The sequence below is a fragment of the Pseudomonas sp. ZT5P21 genome (assembly GCF_054897785.1).
In genome coordinates this window covers 4,958,137-4,978,497 of sequence record NZ_CM142705.1, presented here as the reverse complement: position 1 = coordinate 4,978,497, position 20,361 = coordinate 4,958,137, and the positions used below count along the sequence as shown (strand labels likewise).

Annotated in this window: 16 protein-coding genes and 1 pseudogene; 8 read left to right on the top strand and 9 right to left on the bottom strand. The window is 58.4% G+C overall.

Going from position 1 to position 20,361, the window contains the following annotated elements; translation table 11 throughout:
- From ACYZT9_RS23150 to ACYZT9_RS23140, 3 genes and pseudogenes are all read right to left on the bottom strand, one after another.
- Nucleotides 1–288, bottom strand: a complete 288-nt coding sequence (locus ACYZT9_RS23150) for a HigA family addiction module antitoxin (RefSeq protein WP_462007576.1) — start codon at nucleotides 286–288, stop codon at nucleotides 1–3.
- A gap of 13 nt (nucleotides 289–301) precedes the next feature.
- A pseudogene (locus ACYZT9_RS23145) lies at nucleotides 302–579 on the bottom strand (type II toxin-antitoxin system RelE/ParE family toxin).
- A gap of 84 nt (nucleotides 580–663) precedes the next feature.
- Nucleotides 664–1,902: an MFS transporter gene (locus tag ACYZT9_RS23140; RefSeq protein ID WP_462007575.1), complete on the bottom strand. Its 1,239-nt coding sequence runs from the start codon at nucleotides 1,900–1,902 to the stop codon at nucleotides 664–666.
- A gap of 482 nt (nucleotides 1,903–2,384) precedes the next feature.
- Here ACYZT9_RS23140 and ACYZT9_RS23135 point away from each other — a divergent pair, with 482 nt between their 5' ends.
- Genes ACYZT9_RS23135 through ACYZT9_RS23125 form a run of 3 tightly spaced genes read left to right on the top strand, consistent with a single transcriptional unit; the run spans nucleotide 2,385 to nucleotide 5,060 of the window.
- Complete coding sequence (locus tag ACYZT9_RS23135; RefSeq protein WP_462007574.1) at nucleotides 2,385–3,824, top strand: cytochrome ubiquinol oxidase subunit I; 1,440 nt, start codon at nucleotides 2,385–2,387, stop codon at nucleotides 3,822–3,824.
- Between the two features lie 3 nt (nucleotides 3,825–3,827).
- A complete protein-coding gene (gene cydB / locus ACYZT9_RS23130) occupies nucleotides 3,828–4,835 on the top strand; it encodes a cytochrome d ubiquinol oxidase subunit II (protein ID WP_462007573.1) in 1,008 nt (335 codons plus the stop codon).
- A 54-nt stretch (nucleotides 4,836–4,889) separates the two neighbouring features.
- Nucleotides 4,890–5,060, top strand: coding sequence for a DUF2474 domain-containing protein (locus tag ACYZT9_RS23125; protein WP_462007572.1), 171 nt, complete (start codon nucleotides 4,890–4,892; stop codon nucleotides 5,058–5,060).
- Between the two features lie 83 nt (nucleotides 5,061–5,143).
- Here ACYZT9_RS23125 and ACYZT9_RS23120 read toward each other — a convergent pair whose 3' ends face one another.
- Nucleotides 5,144–6,268, bottom strand: coding sequence for a methyltransferase (locus tag ACYZT9_RS23120; RefSeq protein WP_462007571.1), 1,125 nt, complete (start codon nucleotides 6,266–6,268; stop codon nucleotides 5,144–5,146).
- Nucleotides 6,269–6,430: 162 nt separating this feature from the next.
- Complete coding sequence (locus ACYZT9_RS23115; protein WP_462007570.1) at nucleotides 6,431–7,162, bottom strand: helix-turn-helix transcriptional regulator; 732 nt, start codon at nucleotides 7,160–7,162, stop codon at nucleotides 6,431–6,433.
- A gap of 326 nt (nucleotides 7,163–7,488) precedes the next feature.
- Between ACYZT9_RS23115 and ACYZT9_RS23110 the strand changes: the two genes are divergently transcribed.
- Nucleotides 7,489–8,265, top strand: coding sequence for a ferredoxin--NADP reductase (locus tag ACYZT9_RS23110; protein ID WP_462007569.1), 777 nt, complete (start codon nucleotides 7,489–7,491; stop codon nucleotides 8,263–8,265).
- 41 nt (nucleotides 8,266–8,306) lie between these two features.
- On the opposite strand, the gene mscL is transcribed toward ACYZT9_RS23110, so the two are convergent.
- Entirely contained in the window at nucleotides 8,307–8,723 is a 417-nt protein-coding gene (mscL, locus tag ACYZT9_RS23105) for a large-conductance mechanosensitive channel protein MscL (RefSeq protein ID WP_462007568.1), read from the bottom strand.
- A gap of 637 nt (nucleotides 8,724–9,360) precedes the next feature.
- Between mscL and radA the strand changes: the two genes are divergently transcribed.
- Entirely contained in the window at nucleotides 9,361–10,728 is a 1,368-nt protein-coding gene (radA, locus tag ACYZT9_RS23100) for a DNA repair protein RadA (protein ID WP_462007566.1), read from the top strand.
- Between the two features lie 36 nt (nucleotides 10,729–10,764).
- Here the strand turns inward: radA and ACYZT9_RS23095 are convergent, their stop codons facing one another.
- Nucleotides 10,765–11,133: a PilZ domain-containing protein gene (locus ACYZT9_RS23095; protein WP_462007565.1), complete on the bottom strand. Its 369-nt coding sequence runs from the start codon at nucleotides 11,131–11,133 to the stop codon at nucleotides 10,765–10,767.
- 158 nt (nucleotides 11,134–11,291) lie between these two features.
- Here ACYZT9_RS23095 and ACYZT9_RS23090 point away from each other — a divergent pair, with 158 nt between their 5' ends.
- The 3 genes from ACYZT9_RS23090 to yjiA all read left to right on the top strand — a co-directional run bounded on the left by ACYZT9_RS23090 (nucleotide 11,292) and on the right by yjiA (nucleotide 14,674).
- Nucleotides 11,292–13,358 (top strand): carbon starvation CstA family protein, encoded by a 2,067-nt coding sequence (locus ACYZT9_RS23090; RefSeq protein WP_462007564.1) that lies wholly within the window; start codon nucleotides 11,292–11,294, stop codon nucleotides 13,356–13,358.
- Between the two features lie 14 nt (nucleotides 13,359–13,372).
- A complete protein-coding gene (locus ACYZT9_RS23085; RefSeq protein WP_007895266.1) occupies nucleotides 13,373–13,570 on the top strand; it encodes a YbdD/YjiX family protein in 198 nt (65 codons plus the stop codon).
- Nucleotides 13,571–13,702: 132 nt separating this feature from the next.
- Complete coding sequence (gene yjiA / locus ACYZT9_RS23080; protein ID WP_462007563.1) at nucleotides 13,703–14,674, top strand: GTPase; 972 nt, start codon at nucleotides 13,703–13,705, stop codon at nucleotides 14,672–14,674.
- Nucleotides 14,675–14,896: 222 nt separating this feature from the next.
- On the opposite strand, the gene glyA is transcribed toward yjiA, so the two are convergent.
- Both glyA and ACYZT9_RS23070 read right to left on the bottom strand, forming a co-directional pair.
- Entirely contained in the window at nucleotides 14,897–16,150 is a 1,254-nt protein-coding gene (glyA, locus tag ACYZT9_RS23075; protein WP_462007562.1) for a serine hydroxymethyltransferase, read from the bottom strand.
- 248 nt (nucleotides 16,151–16,398) lie between these two features.
- Entirely contained in the window at nucleotides 16,399–20,247 is a 3,849-nt protein-coding gene (locus tag ACYZT9_RS23070; RefSeq protein ID WP_462007561.1) for a sensor domain-containing protein, read from the bottom strand.
- Between the last annotated feature and the right edge of the window lie 114 nt (nucleotides 20,248–20,361).

Sequence of the window (20,361 nt, the reverse complement as noted above, 5' to 3'; positions counted from 1 at the left end):
TCAGGCGTGAACAGCAAGGGGTTTGATGACCGGTTGCTCCCGGTGCTCTGCTTGCCAGAGATCGTAGTCGGTCTGAACCCCTAGCCACATCCGCGCCTTACCAATCCCGGCTCGCTCCAGACGAACCGCCAGGTCCGGACTTATCGGCGCGTGGCCATGCAGCACCCGCGAAAGATGCGGGCGCGCGAATCCCAAGTGCCGGGCCAATTCCGTCACACTGATGCCCAGCTCGGGCAATACATCCAGTAAAAGTGTTTCGCCAGGATGTGGCGGGTTGTGCAAGGGCATGTCCTGCCTCCTGTCAGTGGTAGTCCAGATAGTCGACCAGTTCGATATCCGAACCGGTAAAACGAAAAAAACCCGCCAGTTTCCCGAAACGCTCAATGACCAGTATTCGGTCAATTCGCCCTTGAGCGGGTGCAACCGCCATCCCGGCAGGTCGAGGTCACCAGGTACTGCTGCGCGGTCCATGAATTGCAACATTCGCGACAGACGTTTTGCATGGTCCGCCCGGATTCCACGCGTCGAACCTGTTTCGTAGAAGCCGCGAAGGCCTTTGTGCTGAAAGGATTTGATCAGGGGTCGAGTGTAAGGCGTTACATTACACTCAATGCACTATTTATGTATTGCACCCGGTCGGCAAATTTGTGCTCTACCCCTGCTTCAAACCCTCGCTTCTTCCGCTGGCACATGCATGCGATCACGGTTGGCCAAAGTCGGGAATAGCTTGATCCACACCCCCGTCACCACCAGCGTGCCGATGCCGCCCATGACCACCGCCGGCACGGTGCCAAACCAGTGGGCGGTGAGGCCGGATTCGAACTCGCCCAATTGATTCGAAGCGCCGATGAACAGGCCGTTGACAGCGCTGACTCGGCCGCGCATTTCATCCGGGGTTTCCAATTGCACGAAGGATGCGCGGATCACCATGCTGATCATGTCTGCCGCGCCCAACACCACCAACACGGCCAAGGAAAACCAGAACGAAGTCGACAGTCCAAACGCGATGGTCGCGACGCCAAACACACCGACAGCGGTAAACATCACTCGACCGACCTTGCGATCCACTGAGAAACGCGCCAGCCAGAGCGACATAAGCAACGCACCGACGGCCGGCGCCGAACGCAGCAGGCCCAACCCCCACGGCCCGGTCAACAGAATGTCTTTGGCGAACACCGGCAGCAGTGCCGTCGCGCCACCCAACAGGACGGCAAGCAGGTCGAGGGAAATCGCGCCGAGAATGTCCGGGCGGCTGCGAATGAAACGGATACCGGCCAGCAGCGAATCCAGGGTCGCCTTGCCTTTGTTCAGCGGTGTTTGCCGGGCGGGCAGGTTGAGCATCAACAGACAGGCGATCACATAAAAGATCACGGTCGGTCCGTAGACCCAGACGCTGCCGAAGGCATACAACAAACCACCGAGAGCCGGGGCAATAATGGTTGCCGATTGTTGCGCCGACTGTGCAGCGGCGACAGCGCGGGGGAACAGCGCAGGGGGAACGATGCTCGGCAGTAGCGCTTGGGTGGTGGGCATCTCGAAGGAGCGCGCGGCACCGAGCAGAAACGCGAGGATAAAGATCATTTCCCGGGTGACGTGGCCGGTCGCGCCGCCAATCGCCAGCGTCAGCGCAATCAATGCCTGCAGTGACTGACAGATGGCCGCGACTTTGCGGCGGTCATAGCGATCGGCGACATGCCCGGTGTGCAACATGAACAGCACCCGTGGGGTAAATTCCACCAGACCGACCAGGCCCAGATCCAGCACGTTGCCAGTCAACTGATACAGATTCCAGCCAATGGCGACCGTGAGCATCTGAAAGCCGCTGGCGGTAAACACCCGAGCCAGCCAGAACGCAATGAAAGGGCGGTGATGACGTAACAGCAAGGGCGCTTGGCTGGGCATCGGAGGCAAATCTAGTGCGAGGGGGAGACCCGAGATTATCACCAACCTGTAACCAGAAGTTGCAGGGGGCGGGGAATTTAGTTAGCTAGACACTGATCCCGGAAGCGCGGAAATTTCCTGTGGGAGCGGGCTTGCTCGCGAAAGCGGTGGATCAGTCAGCACTTTGGTTGCTGACACACCGCTTTCGCGAGCAAGCCCGCTCCCACAGGGAAAGGTGTTGCGACTGATTGCCGTGGCTGAGGCAACCTGTCACGCGGCAAAAGACCACACCATCCATCGCCGAAAACCGGACTACTCTTTTAGCCATGCTTGATCCAGATCAAAACCTTTCTGGAATTGATCCGGCGGCCTGACGGCCAGACTCCCTACGTGTGATGTTGTAAAAAGAAGAACGAATTCGAATTCGCCACACTCCATATCCGTGGGGGAAGTGGGTGCAGGCCGCAAGCCTTCAGCCGGTATTACCTGACAGAGGAAGACTTATGTTCGGTTTGGAGGCGCTTGATCTCGCCCGAATTCAGTTTGCGTTCACCATCTCGTTCCACATCCTGTTCCCGGCCATCACCATCGGTCTGGCGAGTTACCTGGCGGTACTCGAAGGGCTGTGGCTGAAAACCCACAACGATACCTACCGCGACCTGTACCACTTCTGGTCGAAGATCTTTGCCGTCAACTTCGGCATGGGTGTGGTCTCCGGGCTGGTCATGGCCTATCAGTTCGGCACCAACTGGAGCCGATTCTCGGACTTCGCCGGTTCGGTGACCGGGCCGTTGCTGACGTACGAAGTACTGACGGCCTTCTTTCTCGAGGCCGGGTTCCTCGGGGTCATGCTGTTCGGCTGGAACAAGGTCGGGCGCAACCTGCACTTTTTCGCCACGGTCATGGTCGCCATCGGGACGCTGATCTCGACCTTCTGGATTCTCGCTTCCAACAGTTGGATGCAAACCCCGCAGGGCTTCGAAATCATTAACGGCCAAGTCATTCCAACCGACTGGTTTGCCGTGATCTTCAACCCTTCATTCCCCTACCGCCTGATGCACATGGCAACGGCCGCATTCGTGGCGACGGCGTTCTTTGTCGGTTCCTCGGCGGCCTGGCATTTGCTGCGCGGAAAGGACAACCCGGCGATCCGCACCATGCTCTCGATGGCGATGTGGATGGCCCTGATCGTGGCGCCGATTCAGGCTGTCATCGGTGACTTCCATGGGCTGAATACACTTGAGCATCAGCCGGCGAAGATTGCCGCGATCGAAGGCCACTGGGAAAATCACGGCGATGAACCGACTCCGCTGATCCTCTTCGGCTGGCCGGACATGAAAGCCGAGAAGACCCGATTTGCCGTTGAAATTCCGTACCTGGGCAGCCTGATCCTCACGCACTCGCTGGACAAACAGGTGCCGGCGCTCAAGGACTTCCCGCCAGAAGACCGGCCGAACGCGACCATCGTGTTCTGGTCGTTCCGGATCATGGTCGGCCTGGGTTTGCTGATGATCTTCACCGGGCTGTGGAGCCTGTGGCTACGTAAACGCGACAGGTTGTACACCTCGCGACCCTTCCTGTACCTGGCATTGTGGATGGGCCCTTCCGGCCTGATCGCGATTCTCGCCGGCTGGTTTACCACCGAAATCGGCCGTCAGCCTTGGGTCGTTTACGGTTTGATGCGCACGGCAGACGCCTCGTCCAATCACAGTTTCATGCAGATGAGCATCACGTTGATCCTGTTCGTCGTGGTCTATTTTGCGCTGTTCGGGGCTGGTTTGGGCTACATGATGCGCCTGGTGCGCAAAGGGCCGAAGATCGACGAAGGCGAGGAAACGCCCGAGGGTGGTCCAGGCAAGAAACGCACGCCGGCCCGTCCGCTGTCCGCAGCCGACGATTCCGCTGACGCCGACCACGACCCCAGCCTGCAAAAGGAGATTTGAATCATGGGTATTGATCTTCCGCTGATCTGGGCCGTGATCATCATCTTCGGCATCATGATGTACGTGGTCATGGACGGTTTCGACCTCGGGATCGGGATTCTCTTTCCGTTCATCCCGGGCAAGACCGACCGTGACGTGATGATGAACACCGTCGCGCCAGTCTGGGACGGCAATGAAACCTGGCTGGTACTGGGTGGTGCGGCGTTGTTCGGTGCTTTTCCACTGGCCTACTCGGTGGTGCTTTCGGCGCTGTACCTGCCGCTGATTTTCATGCTGATCGGGCTGATCTTTCGCGGTGTGGCGTTCGAGTTCCGCTTCAAGGCCAAGGATGACAAGCGTCACCTCTGGGACAAGGCGTTCATCGGCGGCTCGGTCGCCGCGACCTTCTTTCAGGGTGTTGCGTTGGGTGCGTTTATCGATGGGCTGCCGGTGGTCAACCGTCAGTTTGCCGGCGGCTCACTGGACTGGCTGACGCCATTCACAATGTTCTGCGGCGTGGCGTTGGTGGTGGCTTATGCGCTGCTCGGCTGTACCTGGCTGATCATGAAAACCGAAGGCAAGTTGCAGGAACAGATGCATAACCTGGCGCGGCCGCTGGCCTTTGTGGTGTTGGCGGTGATCGGCATCGTCAGCATCTGGACGCCGCTGACCCACGCTGAAATCGCTGCGCGCTGGTTCACGCTGCCGAATCTGTTCTGGTTCCTGCCCGTACCGATACTGGTGCTGGTGACCATGTACGGTCTGATCCGTGCCGTGGCCCGCAATGCGAACTACACGCCGTTCCTGCTGACCCTGGTGCTGATCTTCCTCGGCTACAGCGGCCTGGGCATCAGCCTGTGGCCGAACATCGTGCCACCGTCGATCTCGATCTGGGACGCCGCCGCACCGCCGCAGAGTCAGGGTTTCATGCTGGTGGGGACGCTGTTCATCATCCCGTTTATTTTGGGTTACACCTTCTGGAGCTACTACGTGTTCCGCGGCAAGGTCACCCACGAAGATGGCTATCACTAGCGCACACGGCGATGGCGCAGGGCTGAGACCTGCGCCATTCAAGAGGAGATCACGATGATGGCTGGCAAACATTCCTTGCAGGAAATCGAAGCAGCAGAGAAGAAACCGCTCTGGCAGCGACTCGGCTGGCTGGCAATGATCTGGACCGGCAGCGTGGTGGCGCTGTTCATCGTCGCGAGTCTGATGCGCATGTTCATGAATGCAGCGGGCCTGTCGACGCCCTGAGGCTTCGCACCTGATCCCATCCCGATGCCTTGCGGCACGGATTTACAACCCTCCTGCGCAGGAGGGTTTTTTTTGCCCGGGAATTATTTTCGGGCTTTAAGGATCACGAACTTCGGTGTGGCCGCCACTTGTTCAACGCCGCGGAACAACCGCGCCAGCTTGCTGTGATAACCCAGATGACGATTGCCGACGATATACAGCGCGCCGCCCACCACCAGCGCTTCCCGAGCTTGCTGGAACATCCGCCAGGCCAGAAAATCACCCACCACTTGCTGCTGATGAAACGGCGGGTTGCACAGCACCACGTCCAATGATTGTGGTTCCTGCCCGGCCAGACCGTCACCGGGACGCACAATCACCTCCCGATCACCCAGCGCTGCGCGCCAGTTTTCCGCGGCCGATTGCACGGCCATAAAGGACTCGTCCACCAACGTGTAGTGCGCCTCGGGGTTTTGCAAAGCACTGGCGATGGCCAAAACACCGTTACCGCAACCGAGGTCGGCGACCCGCGCCGCGCCGAGGTTGGTCGGCAAGTACGGCAGAAACGCCCGCGTGCCGATGTCCAGACCTTCCCGGCAAAACACGTTGGCGTGGTTGAGCAGTTCGATGGGCGGCGTGTCGAGTCGATAGCGGGTGGGGTAAGGAGACGTCGCGGGGGCTTTGGCCTCAACGGCAGCTATCAACAATCGAGCCTTTTTTACTGCCAATGATGCGTGCACAGGACCGACGTAGCGTTCCAGCAAATCCCCGGCGGCCCGTGGCAGATGCTTGATCATGGCCGCAGCAACCACTTGGGCGCCAGGCGCCAACTGGTTTTGCAGGCCGATCAGTTGTTCCTCCAGCAAGGCCAGGGTTTTGGGTACCCGGATCAATACCCGGTCAAACGGGCCGGTGACTGCTTCGCTGGCAGGAACGCTCGGCACGGCATCAAATGCCTGGCCGTTGCGGATCAGGTTCTTTTCCAGCCCCTGAAAGGCCAGGAACGAATCGCCGCTGGTGGTCACCTGAACCTTGCCTGCCAGGCTGGCGGCCAACGCGCCGAAGCTATCGTTGAGCACCAGCACTCGGGTGTTCACGGTCGGTTGCTGTTCGGCCAGATGATTGAGCAGGTATTCGTCGGCGGCATCAAACGCTTGCAGCGGCTCGCCCTGCTGTTCGGGCTGGCGGATCAGGTCGAGTCGGGCGAAGGGTGTTTCGAGCAAAGGCATGGGGTGGGGCTCTGGGTAATCAACGGGTATCCCGCGGCTCAGGGGCGTTGTAGCGGGCGAGACCGTCCGAGTGTACTGCGCCGTGAAGGTTCCCACGTCAACACTTGGAGGCGTCGCAGATGGTACGTTTTTTTCTTTTGGATTACTCGCAGGTTTTAATGATCAACGGATCGAAGTGCTGTCCAGAAGGCCGGCCTTGATGGCAGTGATGATTGCCGAAATCTTGTTGTTGACGCCGAGCTTCTCGATGGCGCTTTGAATGTGGAAGTGTATGGTTCGTGCACTGAGATTGAGAATTCTGGCGCTCTCATCCGCCGTCTTGCCGACTGCCGCCAGTTCCAGTACTTTGATTTCGCGAGGAGACAGATGGGGGGGTGAAGGTTTCGTCAGGTGCTTGGGCAGCGATTGAGCAACCAATTCATGCAGATGACGGCACATAAACACGGAAAAACCGAGATTTTCATACAGCTCCAACGCTGTGATCGGACAATGGCTCCTCGCCAGGCTCAGAATGCTGCACAGGCCGTTCTCTTCGTCATGCAACGATTGAGACAGGCCGTGCTGCAAACCTTGTGTTTCAAGCGCCTCCCAGAGCGATGGCGCTTTGTGAAAAAGCTCCTGGCTCCACAGAATCGGCAGCATGGACTGGTGGCAGTGGGCTACTACCGGGTCTATCGAGCTTAAATTCTTTAGCTCATATGTCCGGTTCCAGTCGGGAGGGTAATTGTTGCGTCGGACGGTATTGCATTGATTGCTTTTGGTTTGATAAGTAGTTGAAAAGGCGAAAAATTTAAAGCCAATATTTTTCGCGAATCTAAGTGCAATACGGTACGCCGTTTCTAAATCCGTGGTGCACGCCAGTTGGGTAAGCTGCGATTCCTTCCACCGCTTCATAATGTATCTCCACTCTATCTTCTCGGGGGTGCTACTTGGATCCAGGATCCAGCACAAACCGAGTGTAGGATGAATCCTACATGCAAGTGAGATTTTTTAGCTTTGTTAGTGTATTAAAACTAAATATCCAGTTCTAATAAAGGTCGAGACTGGTAGGGATGTCGAACTTAATGTAATTGACCGCTTTTCAGTGTTTTAACTGGATGGTGTAAAAATGTGAAAAGGGATGTTTGCTGTTTGATATTCCTCAAAGGCACTACAAACCGTCCGTGTTTAAATCACATTTTTTGCGGGACACTGGAGCCACCTGTTCAATGGAGCGCCCCATGACCGCCAGCGCAGAAAAATTCACACGCCAGACCCTGCTCGACGTCCAGCCATTGACCCCGAATCTGTTCACTCTGCGCACAACTCGGGATCCGGGCTTCCGTTTTCGTGCGGGGCAGTTTGCCCGGCTCGGCGTCACCAAGGCCGATGGCAGCACTGTGTGGCGTGCCTATTCCATGGTCTCTTCACCTTATGACGAGTTCATCGAGTTCTTTTCCATTGTGGTGCCGGGGGGCGAGTTCACCAGTGAATTGAGTCGGCTGGGCGTGGGCGATACTCTTCTCGTTGACCGCCAGGCCTTTGGTTACCTGACGCTTGACCGCTTTGTTGACGGACGTGATCTCTGGTTGTTATCCACAGGCACCGGCGTGGCGCCTTTTTTGTCGATCCTGCAGGACTTCGAAGTCTGGGAGACATTCGAAAGGATCATCCTGGTCTACAGCGTGCGTGAAGCCCGGGAATTGGCTTATCAGGAGCTGATCCACGGTCTGGCGCAACGTGACTATCTGGCCGAGTACGCACACAAGCTGCAGTTCATCGCCACCGTCACGCGCGAGGCGCATCCGGGCGCCTTGAATGGACGGATCACGACGCTGATAGACAGTGGCGAACTTGAGCGGGCGGCGGGTGTGGCACTGACGGCCGAGCATTCGCGGGTCATGCTCTGCGGCAATCCGCAGATGATCGATGACACGCGCAAACTGCTTAAACAGCGCGACATGCACTTGAGCCTCAGTCGACGTCCCGGGCAGGTAGCGGTGGAAAACTACTGGTAAGAAAACGGCGCCCGGAAGGCGCCGTTCCTGACTGCATCACGTCACTCAGGCTGATTGTTCTGGGCCTTCAGCAGATCGCGAATCTCGCTCAGCAGCTCTTCTTCCTTGGTGGGAACAGGCGGCAGCGTTGGCGCAACGGCCTCTTCACGCTTCAAGCGATTGATGGCTTTGACGCCCATGAAGATCGCAAACGCGACGATGATGAAGTCGATCATGCTCTGGATGAATTTGCCGTACGCCAGCACAACTGCGGGGGCGTCACCGCTGGCGGCCTTGAGCGAAATGGCCAGGTCACTGAAATCCACCCCACCGATCAGCAGACCGATTGGCGGCATGACCACGTCACCGACAAACGACGAAACGATCTTGCCGAAGGCGGCGCCGATGATGATACCGACGGCCATGTCGACCACATTGCCTTTGACCGCGAAGGCCTTGAACTCATTTATCACGCCCATAGGTTATTTCCTTGTTACAGATGAGGTTGGTAGCGCAGTGTAAATCAGCTAAAGGCTTCTCGCCCGAAACAACTGCTTACAGAGCTTGCCTGCTATCGACCGGGTCATCGGAAAAAAGTTTACAAAACGCCATCATCCCAGCGCGATGTGTCCATGCTGCTTCATAAGCCGAGCGCAGGTGCAAGCAATTGTCCGTCACTCATTCGCCTCGGGTTTGTGCAAGTAAGGGGGGGGCTGGAAGTTTGGAATGGGGCTCAGTCGAATGCAAAGTGGTTTGTTGTAAGGAGCACTATTGCTCAGAAGTTTTACATCCTTAGTTTGAATGTATAAGTCCAGGCGTCGGGAAATTGTACGCGCCACCAAATTGCCATTAAGTTGTCGAGATTACTTGTAGGTATTAGGTTGTACGTTCACTTGTCGATATACAAAAGGTTTGTACAGCTTTTGGTTTTTTGTTAATTGGTCTGATCCACAACTGAATTGGTTTTCGATACGCAAAGTTGTACAAATTTTGTAGGCTGTTACTCGATGGTTACGTTAGACAGTCCAAAAGTTACAACTGAAGATTCATCAGGCAACTGCTTCGCGCCGATCCAGTCCAGCTGAGTTATCATCGCGTCTTTTGCCGGGAGTTCAGATGGCCAAGGCTAAACGCATGTACGGTTGCACCGAGTGCGGCTCAACCTTCCCCAAGTGGGCCGGCCAGTGCGGTGAGTGCGGGGCCTGGAATACCCTGACCGAAACCATGGTCGAGAGCGGCGGTGCTGCTGCCCCCAGCGGTCGCACCGGCTGGACCGGCCAACAGTCGCAGATCAAGACCCTGGCCGAAGTCAGCGTTGAAGAAATACCGCGCTTTTCCACCGCCTCCAGTGAGCTGGATCGCGTTTTGGGCGGCGGTCTGGTGGACGGCTCGGTGGTGCTGATCGGCGGTGATCCCGGCATCGGCAAATCAACCATTTTGTTGCAAACCTTGTGCAACCTCGCCAAAAGCATGCCGGCGCTGTATGTCACCGGCGAAGAGTCCCAGCAACAGGTGGCCATGCGCGCCCGGCGTCTGGGGTTGCCGCAGGATCAACTGCGGGTCATGACCGAGACCTGTATCGAAACCATCATCGCCACCGCGCGGGTCGAAAAACCCAAGGTCATGGTGATCGACTCGATTCAGACGATCTTCACCGAACAACTGCAGTCGGCACCGGGCGGAGTGTCCCAGGTTCGTGAGAGCGCCGCATTGCTGGTGCGCTACGCCAAGCAGAGCGGCACGGCGATTTTTTTGGTCGGCCACGTGACGAAAGAGGGCGCATTGGCCGGGCCGCGAGTGCTTGAGCACATGGTCGACACCGTGCTGTATTTCGAGGGTGAATCCGACGGGCGCTTGCGTTTGCTGCGGGCGGTGAAAAACCGTTTCGGCGCAGTCAATGAGCTGGGTGTGTTCGGCATGACCGACAAGGGTCTGAAGGAAGTCTCCAACCCGTCGGCGATTTTCCTGACGCGTGCTCAGGAAGAAGTACCGGGCAGTGTGGTCATGGCGACGTGGGAAGGGACCCGGCCGATGCTGGTGGAAGTTCAGGCGCTGGTGGATGACAGCCATCTGGCCAACCCCCGTCGGGTTACGCTGGGGCTGGATCAGAACCGGCTGGCGATGTTGCTCGCGGTACTGCACCGACACGGCGGCATTCCGACCCATGATCAGGATGTGTTCCTCAACGTGGTGGGTGGCGTGAAGGTATTGGAAACCGCTTCCGACCTGGCGCTGATGGCCGCGGTCATGTCCAGTTTGCGCAACCGGCCATTGCCTCACGATCTGCTGGTGTTCGGCGAAGTCGGTTTGTCTGGCGAAGTGCGGCCGGTGCCCAGCGGTCAGGAGCGTTTGAAAGAAGCCGCCAAGCACGGTTTCAAACGGGCCATCGTGCCCAAAGGCAATGCGCCGAAGGAGGCGCCGCCGGGGTTGCAGATTATTGCGGTTACGCGTCTTGAACAGGCCCTTGACGCATTGTTCGAATAAGTCTTGGTTGAACGCCGTTCCTGTGGGAGCGGGCCTTCAAGTTTCGATGAGCGCGCCCAACTCGCGCTCCAGCTCCTGCGGATCGCCCAGATTGAACTCGATCAACCGCCGCAGACGCTCGATGGATTCCAGGCTGATGTGCCGGCATACGAAACCGAGCTGGCCGTCATCTTCGTGTGTCAGCTGCACATCCATCTTGATCTCGACGTCTTCGCTCAAATGAATATCGACTGAAAAATCCTGCTCTGGATTTCCCCGCCACGGCTCGGGGCGCTCGATCAGCAATCCTTTGAGCGACAGGTCGATCAGCTTCACTGGCCAGATGAACTCTCCTTGGCTCAGCTCGGTTCGGGCATCGAACGCAATACGTTTGAAGCGGCGGCGATCGGCAGGGTGTTCGCTCATGGCGCAATCCTCTGAATGTCCGCTGACTATAGACCCGCATTGCTAAAGCCTGCCAGCCGGGAGAATCGTCCAGACCAATGTCGAGTATGGCCTTTGCCGTCAGGCGAGCTAAACTCGGGGTGGCTTTCTTTCTTGTCCACCCTGGCTGGAATAAAAAAATGAAAAATAATAATAGCCTGGCACGCCACATACCTTGGCTGCTGCTGGCAATCGTAGGAGCGTGCGCCCTTGGTGTAGTGGCGTTGCGCCGAGGCGAGGCGATCAACGCTTTGTGGATTGTGGTCGCCGCTGTGGCCATCTATCTGGTTGCATATCGCTATTACAGTCTGTTCATCGCAAACAATGTGATGCAGCTCGACTCGCGACGGGCCACCCCCGCCGTGCTCAACAACGATGGTCTGGACTACGTCCCGACCAACAAGCACATTCTGTTTGGCCACCACTTCGCGGCCATCGCTGGCGCCGGGCCTTTGGTCGGCCCGGTATTAGCGGCGCAGATGGGCTATCTGCCCGGCACGCTGTGGCTGATTGCCGGCGTGGTGCTGGCCGGTGCGGTTCAGGACTTCATGGTCCTGTTCATGTCCACCCGCCGCAACGGCCGCTCCCTGGGCGACATGGTCCGCGAAGAAATGGGCCGCATCCCCGGCACCATCGCGCTGTTCGGCTGCTTCCTGATCATGATCATCATCCTCGCCGTGCTGGCGCTGATCGTGGTCAAGGCCTTGGCTGAAAGCCCTTGGGGTATTTTCACGGTCATGGCGACCATCCCGATTGCGATGTTCATGGGCATCTACATGCGCTACATCCGTCCGGGTCGCATTGGCGAAATCTCCTTGGTCGGCGTGTTGCTGCTGCTGGGTTCGATCTGGCTGGGCGGGCAGATTGCCGCCGATCCGGTGTGGGCCAAGGCGTTCACCTTCACTGGCGTGCAGATTACGTGGATGCTGGTCGGTTACGGTTTCGTGGCCGCCTCGTTACCGGTCTGGCTGATTCTGGCGCCCCGTGACTACCTGTCGACGTTCCTGAAAATCGGCACCATTGTGGCGTTGGCGATCGGCATCCTGATCACCATGCCCGAGCTGAAAATGCCGGCGCTGACCCAGTTCATCGATGGCACTGGCCCGGTGTGGAAGGGCGGTCTGTTCCCGTTCCTGTTCATCACCATTGCCTGTGGCGCGGTCTCGGGTTTCCATGCGCTGATCTCCTCTGGCACCACGCCGAAGCTGTTGGATAACGAGGTCAACGCTCGTTACATCGGTTATGGCGGCATGCTGATGGAATCGTTCGTGGCCATCATGGCGATGGTTGCCGCTTCGGTGATCGAACCGGGCGTGTATTTCGCCATGAACAGCCCGGCTGCCGTCGTCGGCAGTGATGTAATGGCTGTGGCACAAACCGTCAGCAGTTGGGGCTTTGCCATCACCCCGGAAGCCCTGCAAGCGGTGGCTAAAGACATCGGTGAAACCACCATCCTGGCCCGTGCCGGCGGTGCGCCGACCCTGGCGGTCGGCATTGCGCAGATCCTGCACAGTGTCCTGCCGGGTGAAAACACCATGGCGTTCTGGTATCACTTTGCGATTCTGTTCGAAGCGCTGTTCATCCTGACCGCTGTGGACGCCGGCACCCGTGCCGGACGCTTCATGCTCCAGGACTTGCTCGGTTCCTTCGTGCCGGCGCTGAAACGCACTGAATCCTGGACCGCCAACCTGATCGCCACCGCCGGTTGTGTGGCGATGTGGGGCTGGTTGCTGTACCAGGGCGTAATCGATCCGCTGGGCGGCATCAACACCTTGTGGCCGCTGTTCGGCATCTCCAACCAGATGCTGGCCGGTATCGCGCTGATGCTCGGCACCGTCGTGCTGATCAAAATGAAGCGCCAACGCTACGTCTGGGTCACGATGCTGCCGGCAGTCTGGCTGCTGATCTGCACCACCACCGCCGGTTTCATCAAGCTGTTCGACGCCAACCCGGCGATTGGCTTCCTGTCGCTGGCGAAGAAATACAGCGATGCGCTGGCCAACGGTCAGATCCTCGCCCCGGCCAAGGACATCACTCAGATGCAACACGTAATCTTCAATGCCTACACCAACGCAACGCTGACGGCGCTGTTCCTGTTCGTGGTCTTCAGCATCCTGTTCTATGCGCTCAAGGTCGGTATTGCCGCCTGGGGTCAAAAAGAGCGTACGGATAAAGAATCGCCATTCCAGGCCCTGCCGGACGCTTGATAGAGGAGTGCAGCATGTTCAATGACCTGAGTCGCCTCGGTAAATACCTCGGTCAGGCCGCGCGCCTGATGGTCGGCATGCCCGACTACGACAACTACGTCGAGCATATGCAAACCAAACACCCGGACAAACCGGTGATGAGTTATGAGATGTTCTTCCGGGAGCGTCAGGAAGCTCGTTACGGTGGCAAGGGCGGGCCGAAGTGTTGTTGATGTTGTAGGAGCGAGCTTGCTCGCGAAGAACGCATGGATAACGCGTGCATTCAGAAAGCACGCGTTATCGTTGACGTTCATCGCGAGCAAGCTCGCTCCTACAGTTTTTTAAGCGTATGGGAGATTTTTGTTTTGCTCACACCAATCCCGGTCACGATCCTCAGCGGCTTCCTCGGCGCCGGCAAGACCACGCTGCTGCGCCACCTGCTCAAAGCCGAGCACGGCCTGAAAATCGCCGTGATCGAAAATGAATTCAGCGACGCCGGCATCGACACCCAACTGCTGGGTGATGAGCCGGTGCAAGTAATGACGCTGTCCAACGGCTGCGTCTGCTGCACGATCCACACCGACCTGACCAAGGCGCTTTACCTGTTGCTCGAACGCCTGGACAGCGGCGAAATCGCCTTCGACCGTCTGGTGATCGAGTGCACCGGCCTGGCCGATCCTGCACCCGTGGCGCAAACCTTCTTCATCGACGAAGAGCTGCGCGAGCGTTACATCCTTGATGGCATCATCACCCTGGTCGACGCGACGCACGCCGACATTCATCTGACCCAAACCATCGCCCAGGCACAGATCGGTTTCGCCGACCGCTTGCTGGTGAGCAAGCGCGACCTGGTGGACGAGCCGACCTTCACCGCGTTAAGCGAGCGCCTGACCCGCATCAACCGTCGTGCGCCTATCCGTATCGTCGACCATGGCCAGATCGATCTGGCGGAGTTGCTCGACGTGCGTGGTTTCAACCTGAATGCCGACCTCGGTGGCGGCGTGAGTTTGCGCCCGGTGAGCAACGCGCCGTCCATCGATCGTATCTCCAGCCTGGTGCTGCGCACCGACAAGCCGCTGGATATCGACAAGCTCAGCGAGTTCATGAACGAACTGCTGGAAGACCATGGCAAGCAACTGCTGCGTTACAAAGGGGTGCTGAACATTCTGGGTGAGCCGCGCCGCATGGTGTTTCAGGGCGTGCTGAAGTTGTACGGCTTCGATTGGGACACCGAATGGGCAAACGATGAAACACGAGAGAGCGTAATCGTGTTCATTGCCGATGATTTGCCGGAAGAGAAGATTCGCGAGGGCTTTGCGCGGGTGGCGGCGGATTAGGGCCTGACATCTTCAGCGAATTCGATACCGGGACTGTCAGATATTTTGTGTGCGGGCCGGTAACGGCCTGCCGTCAGGCAGACCTTCTTTTCACCCGTTTGACCTGGTGTATCGACCATAACGAATCGCAAATTGGCAACTTTCTGAATTGCCCAAAACCCGGACGAAAAAAAACCGGCCATCACTGGCCGGTTTCTTTATTACTGCGATTCAGCCGTGCAATCAGGCGCCGTATACCGGCAGCTTCTTGCAGATGGCCTTGACCTTCTCGCGAACGGCGTCGATCACCGCTTCGTTGTTCAGGTCAGCCAGAATGTCGCAGATCCAGCCGGCCAGTTCCTTGCACTCTGCTTCCTTGAAGCCGCGAGTGGTCACAGCCGGTGTACCGAAGCGCAGGCCGGAGGTGACGAACGGGGAGCGTGGATCGTTTGGCACGGAGTTCTTGTTCACGGTGATGAACGCTTTGCCCAGAGCGGCGTCGGCGTCTTTACCGGAGATTTCCTGCTTGATCAGCGACAGCAGGAACAAGTGGTTTTCAGTACCGCCGGAGACCACGTCGAAACCGCGTTCGATGAACACGCTGGCCATGGCCTGGGCGTTTTTCACCACTTGTTGCTGGTAGGTCTTGAACTCAGGCTGCAGCGCTTCCTTGAAGCAGATCGCTTTGGCGGCGATCACGTGCTCCAGCGGGCCACCCTGGGCGCCCGGGAACACGGCGGAGTTCAGCTTCTTCTCGATGTCGGCGTTGGCGCGTGCCAGGATCAGGCCGCCACGTGGACCGCGCAGGGTCTTGTGCGTGGTGGTGGTCACGACGTCAGCGAATGGAACCGGGTTCGGGTAGACGCCAGCGGCGACCAGACCGGCCACGTGGGCCATGTCGACGAACAGGTAGGCACCGACCTTGTCAGCGATTGCGCGGAAGCGCGGGAAGTCGAGGATCTGCGAGTAGGCAGAGAAACCGGCCACGATCATTTTCGGCTTGTGCTCAACGGCCAGACGCTCGACTTCGTCGTAGTCGATCAGGCCATTGGCGTCGATGCCGTACTGAACGGCGTTGTACAGTTTGCCGGAGGAGGAAACGCTGGCACCGTGGGTCAGGTGACCGCCGTGGGCCAGGCTCATGCCCAGGAGGGTGTCGCCTGCTTGCAGCAGAGCCAGGTAAACGGCGTTGTTGGCTTGCGAACCGGCGTGCGGCTGAACGTTGGCGTAATCCGCGCCGAACAGTTCCTTGGCTCGATCAATTGCAAGCTGCTCGACCACGTCGACGAACTCGCAACCACCATAGTAGCGCTTGCCCGGGTAGCCTTCGGCGTACTTGTTGGTCAGTACCGAGCCTTGAGCTTCCATCACCGCAGGGCTGGTGTAGTTTTCCGAAGCGATCAGCTCAATGTGCTCTTCCTGGCGCTGAGCTTCTTGCTCCATGGCGGCAAAGAGATCGGCGTCGTACTTGGCAATAGTCAAATCACGGCTGAACATGGCGGTCCTCAAGGATCGGGGCAGAAAAGGGAGGCATTCTAACCCAATGGGTTTTAGATGGCATATGAAAGGACATCATGTCGCAGACAAGTGGGCTTCATGACGGGATCAGTGGTGATCTTGCAGGCCTCTTCGCGAGCAAGCCCGCTCCCACATTGGATCTTCAGTGTTCAAAAACTGTGTGTACACCCTAAAACTATGTGGGAGCGGGTTGCTCGCGAAGGGGCCGCCCGCAACACCACAAGGCCTCAATCGAACACGAACAACGCATCACTACTGAATTGCGCTTCAAACCGCTCCGCCGGCATCGGGCGCCCGAACAGATACCCCTGAACCTCGTCGCAACCATGCTCACGCAGGAAATCCAGCTGCTCATGGGTTTCCACGCCTTCGGCGATCACCGCCAGATTGAGGCTGTGCGCCATGGCAATGATTGCCCGGGCGATCTGCGCGTCCTGTTCACCTGACGGCAATCCGTCGACAAAAGTGCGGTCGATTTTCAGCACGTCGATCGGGAATTGCTTGAGGTAATTGAGCGATGAATAACCCGTGCCGAAGTCATCGACGGCGATGCTCAGGCCAAGGTTTTTCAGCCCGGCAAGAATCTGCATGGCCTCGCTGACTTCGCGCATCAGAATACTTTCGGTCAGTTCCAGCTCCAGGCACGCGGGCGGCAAGCCGGTTTCCTTGAGGATAGTGGCGATCCGCGTGCCGAGCTGACCATCGGAGAACTGCCGCGCGGAGATGTTCACCGATACCTTCGGCACCCGCACCTTGGCCTGATGCCATGTCTTGAGCTGACGGCACGCCTCGCTGATCACCCAGTCGCCCACATCCACCACCAGCCCGAGTTCTTCGAGCACCGGAATGAAATCCCCCGGCGGCACCAGGCCGCGTCGCGGATGACGCCAGCGCAGCAAGGCTTCGGCGCCGGTCAGGCGTTTGCCGTCGCCACTGAACTGTGGTTGGTAGTACAGCACGAATTCGTTTTGCTCCAGGGCATGGCGCAGGTCGCTTTCCAGCTCCAGTCGCTCGAGTGCGCTGGCGTTCATGTCGGCCTGATAAAACTGGAAGTTGTTCTTGCCCCGCTCCTTGGCGTGGTACATCGCGGTGTCGGCGTTCTTCATCAACTGACTGAGTTCATTACCATCCTGCGGACTCAGGGCGATGCCGATACTGGCGGTGACGAAGAACTCGCGATTTTCGAGCACGAACGGTTTCACCAGGCTGGCAAGGATCTGCTCCGCCACATGAATCGCCCGGTTCAGAGCGATTTCCCGGTTAATGCGCGGTTGCAGGAGCAAGGTGAATTCGTCGCCGCCCATGCGTGCCACGGTGTCGTCGTCATCGACGCAACCGAGCAGACGCGTGGCCATTTCCTTGAGCATGCGATCGCCGGCGGCGTGGCCCAGGGAGTCGTTGATCGGCTTGAAACGGTCCAGGTCGAGGAACATCAGCACGACCCAGGACTTCTGCCGTTCAGCCGATTGCAATGCGGTATGAAGGCGATCCTGGAACAGCGTGCGATTAGGCAGGTGGGTCAGGGCGTCGTAATAGGCGAGGCGGTGAATTCGTTGTTCGCTGGCCTTGCGCTCGCTGATATCGCTGAAGAAACACACGTAACTGGCCAGATCGCCTTCGTCGTCGAGGACCGCCGTAATGCCGACCCACGCCGGGTAGTGCTCGCCATTGCGACGCTTGAGCCAGACTTCGCCTTCCCAGGTGCTGTGCTGATTCAATTGCTTGAGCACATACCGCAGATGCGCTTCCTGCTGATCATCGACGGTCAGCATGTTTGGCAGCTGGTCGAGCACTTGCTCTACCGCATAGCCGCTCACGCGACTGAACGCTTCGTTGGCCTGGACGATGTAACCCGCCGGGTCGGTGATGAGGATCGCCGAGGTCGAGTGTTCGAAAACCGTGGCCGCCATGCGCAGGTCTTTCTCGGCGCGGCGCTGCTGGCTGATGTCGCGACCGACACCGAGTACGCCTTCGAAGGCGCCGTGTTCATCCCAGACCAGCACCAGACGCAACTCGATGGGAATCTTGCGTCCATCGGCGCGCAGGCAGTCGAACAAGAACAGCTGGGTTTGTACCTGACTGCGCAGCAACGCCAGTTGGTCGGGTTTATCCAGCGCTTTGTTAACGCGGTCCATCAAGCTGTAAATGCCGGACAATTGCTGGGGGTTGGCAATGGTCGTCTGCCAGCCGTTCTGGAAGATCCAGTCGGCGTCGTAGCCCAGCACGGCGTGCACCGACGGGCTGACGTAGTTGAGCGAGAGCTTGCTGTCGGTGGAGAAGATCACGTCGCTGATGCTCTCGGCGAGCATCCGGTAACGCTGCTCGCTGTCGCGCAGGGACTCGCTGGCTTCGATCTGCTCGGTGATGTCCTTGGCCACGCCGATGATCCGTGTGACCAGGTCATGTTTGTCCCGTGCCAGCGCCTGTTCACGAATGTCGAAACGCCGCCATCTGCCATCCCGATGACGGAAACGCAGCTGGCACTGCAGCAATTGGGTGTAGCCCGCGTGACGCTGGGTCTGGCGCGAACGGTGGTAGTAGTCGGCATCTTCGGGGTGCAGGAGGATTTCCCAGAAGTACTCGCCCATCTGGTGCAGCTCGGTGCTGTTATAACCGAGTGTCTGGCCCAGGTGGTGGTTGCTGAAGATCATGCGTTGGCTGATCACGTCCTGCACGTACAGATGATCCGGTACCGTGCGCACCACATCGGACCAGAATCCTTCACGCTCGAGCAGTGACAGTTCGATGAGTTTGCGGCTGGTGATGTTGCTGATGCTCAGGATCACCGCTTTGTAGTCATCCTGGTTTTCCGGCAAGCGCAGCACCAGCCACAGGTGCTGATCGCGGCCATTGGCGTCTTGCAGTTTTATTTCCAGTTCAAGTTGTTTCTGCTGGTTGAGCAACGCTTCGAGCATTTGATTGCCGATGGCGGTGCCATCCAGCGGATTGCCGTCGATCAGCAACTTCCAGGCTTGTTCGCAGGAGTTGACGTTGAGCAGTTGCAGGGCAACCTGGTTGACCTCGGTGATGCGCAGCTCCTGCAACAACGGCTGACGTTTTTCCGGGATTTCCAGCCAGGCTTGCAGTTGATCGGTGGTGTGTAACCGCGCCTTGTCGAGGACGCCCTTGAGTCCCGACACATCGAGTACACACAGCGCGACGCCGGTGCCTTCGAAAATATCCTGATAGCGTCGACGACCTTCAGTCACTTGGCGCTCACGGCGGCGCATGTTCAGCAGGGCAATCAGCGGCAGCAGGGAAAACGCCAGCCCAAGCAGGCATTTGCCGATGAACGCGGGCAGCAATTCTTCAATCACGCGTTTGCGGTCGAACAAGCCGCGCAATTGCCAGTCGCTGCTGCTCAGGGGAACCGTCAGCACACTGTTGGCCACATCGCCTTCGGTCAGTTCGCTTGGCTGGGTCAATGGCAGCGATTCATCACGGCTGATGACCTGGTGATTGAAGCGGTTTTCCACCAGCCACTGCGGGCGGATACCGGTCTCGTTCTGTTGGGTCAATGACGAGAAAAAGGTCGGCTTGAGACGCAGTGCCCAGTAGCCACGAGCGCTGCCACTGGCTTGATGCAGCAGCAAGTGCACCATCGAACCGTTATCGGAGTTGCTGAAATAGTGGGCCTGGGTACGGCTGCGACGAACCAGCTCGATGAGGTAGTCGGCGTCGTCGCTGTCGGCGGCGCTGTCGCTGAGGACTTTGCCAGAGGGACTCAACAGCACGAGGCTGCGCAAATCGGGCAAGGTTTTTTGCAGCTTGCGAAGCAGCTCCTGCTGTTCGTCGGCGTTCTGCGGTTGTTCGACGATCGGTAGCAGGTTGAGGGCGATCTGGGCGTTGAGCGACATGTTCAGGCTGACTTGCGCGGCCAGATCGGCGGTGTAGTCGATCGTGTACTGACGCTGGTTTTTCTGGGTTTCGCGCAGTTGGTCCAGCAGTTGCCAGAACATTAGGGCGAGCAGCAACAGCACAAGTGTCGCCAGCGCGCCTTTCAGGGTTCCGCGCAGGGGGGAGCCAGGCGCAACAGTTGGCGCACGGGGGATCAGGGGCGGAGTGACATTGGACAAACTGTAATCCTGCGGTTTGGCTGGACTGGCGCGACGTGCACTATAAGCCGGACGCCCTGAGGGCGGCTAGCATGCCTTGAGTTGTGGCAAAGTGCCAGTCCTGCCCGGCTGGAC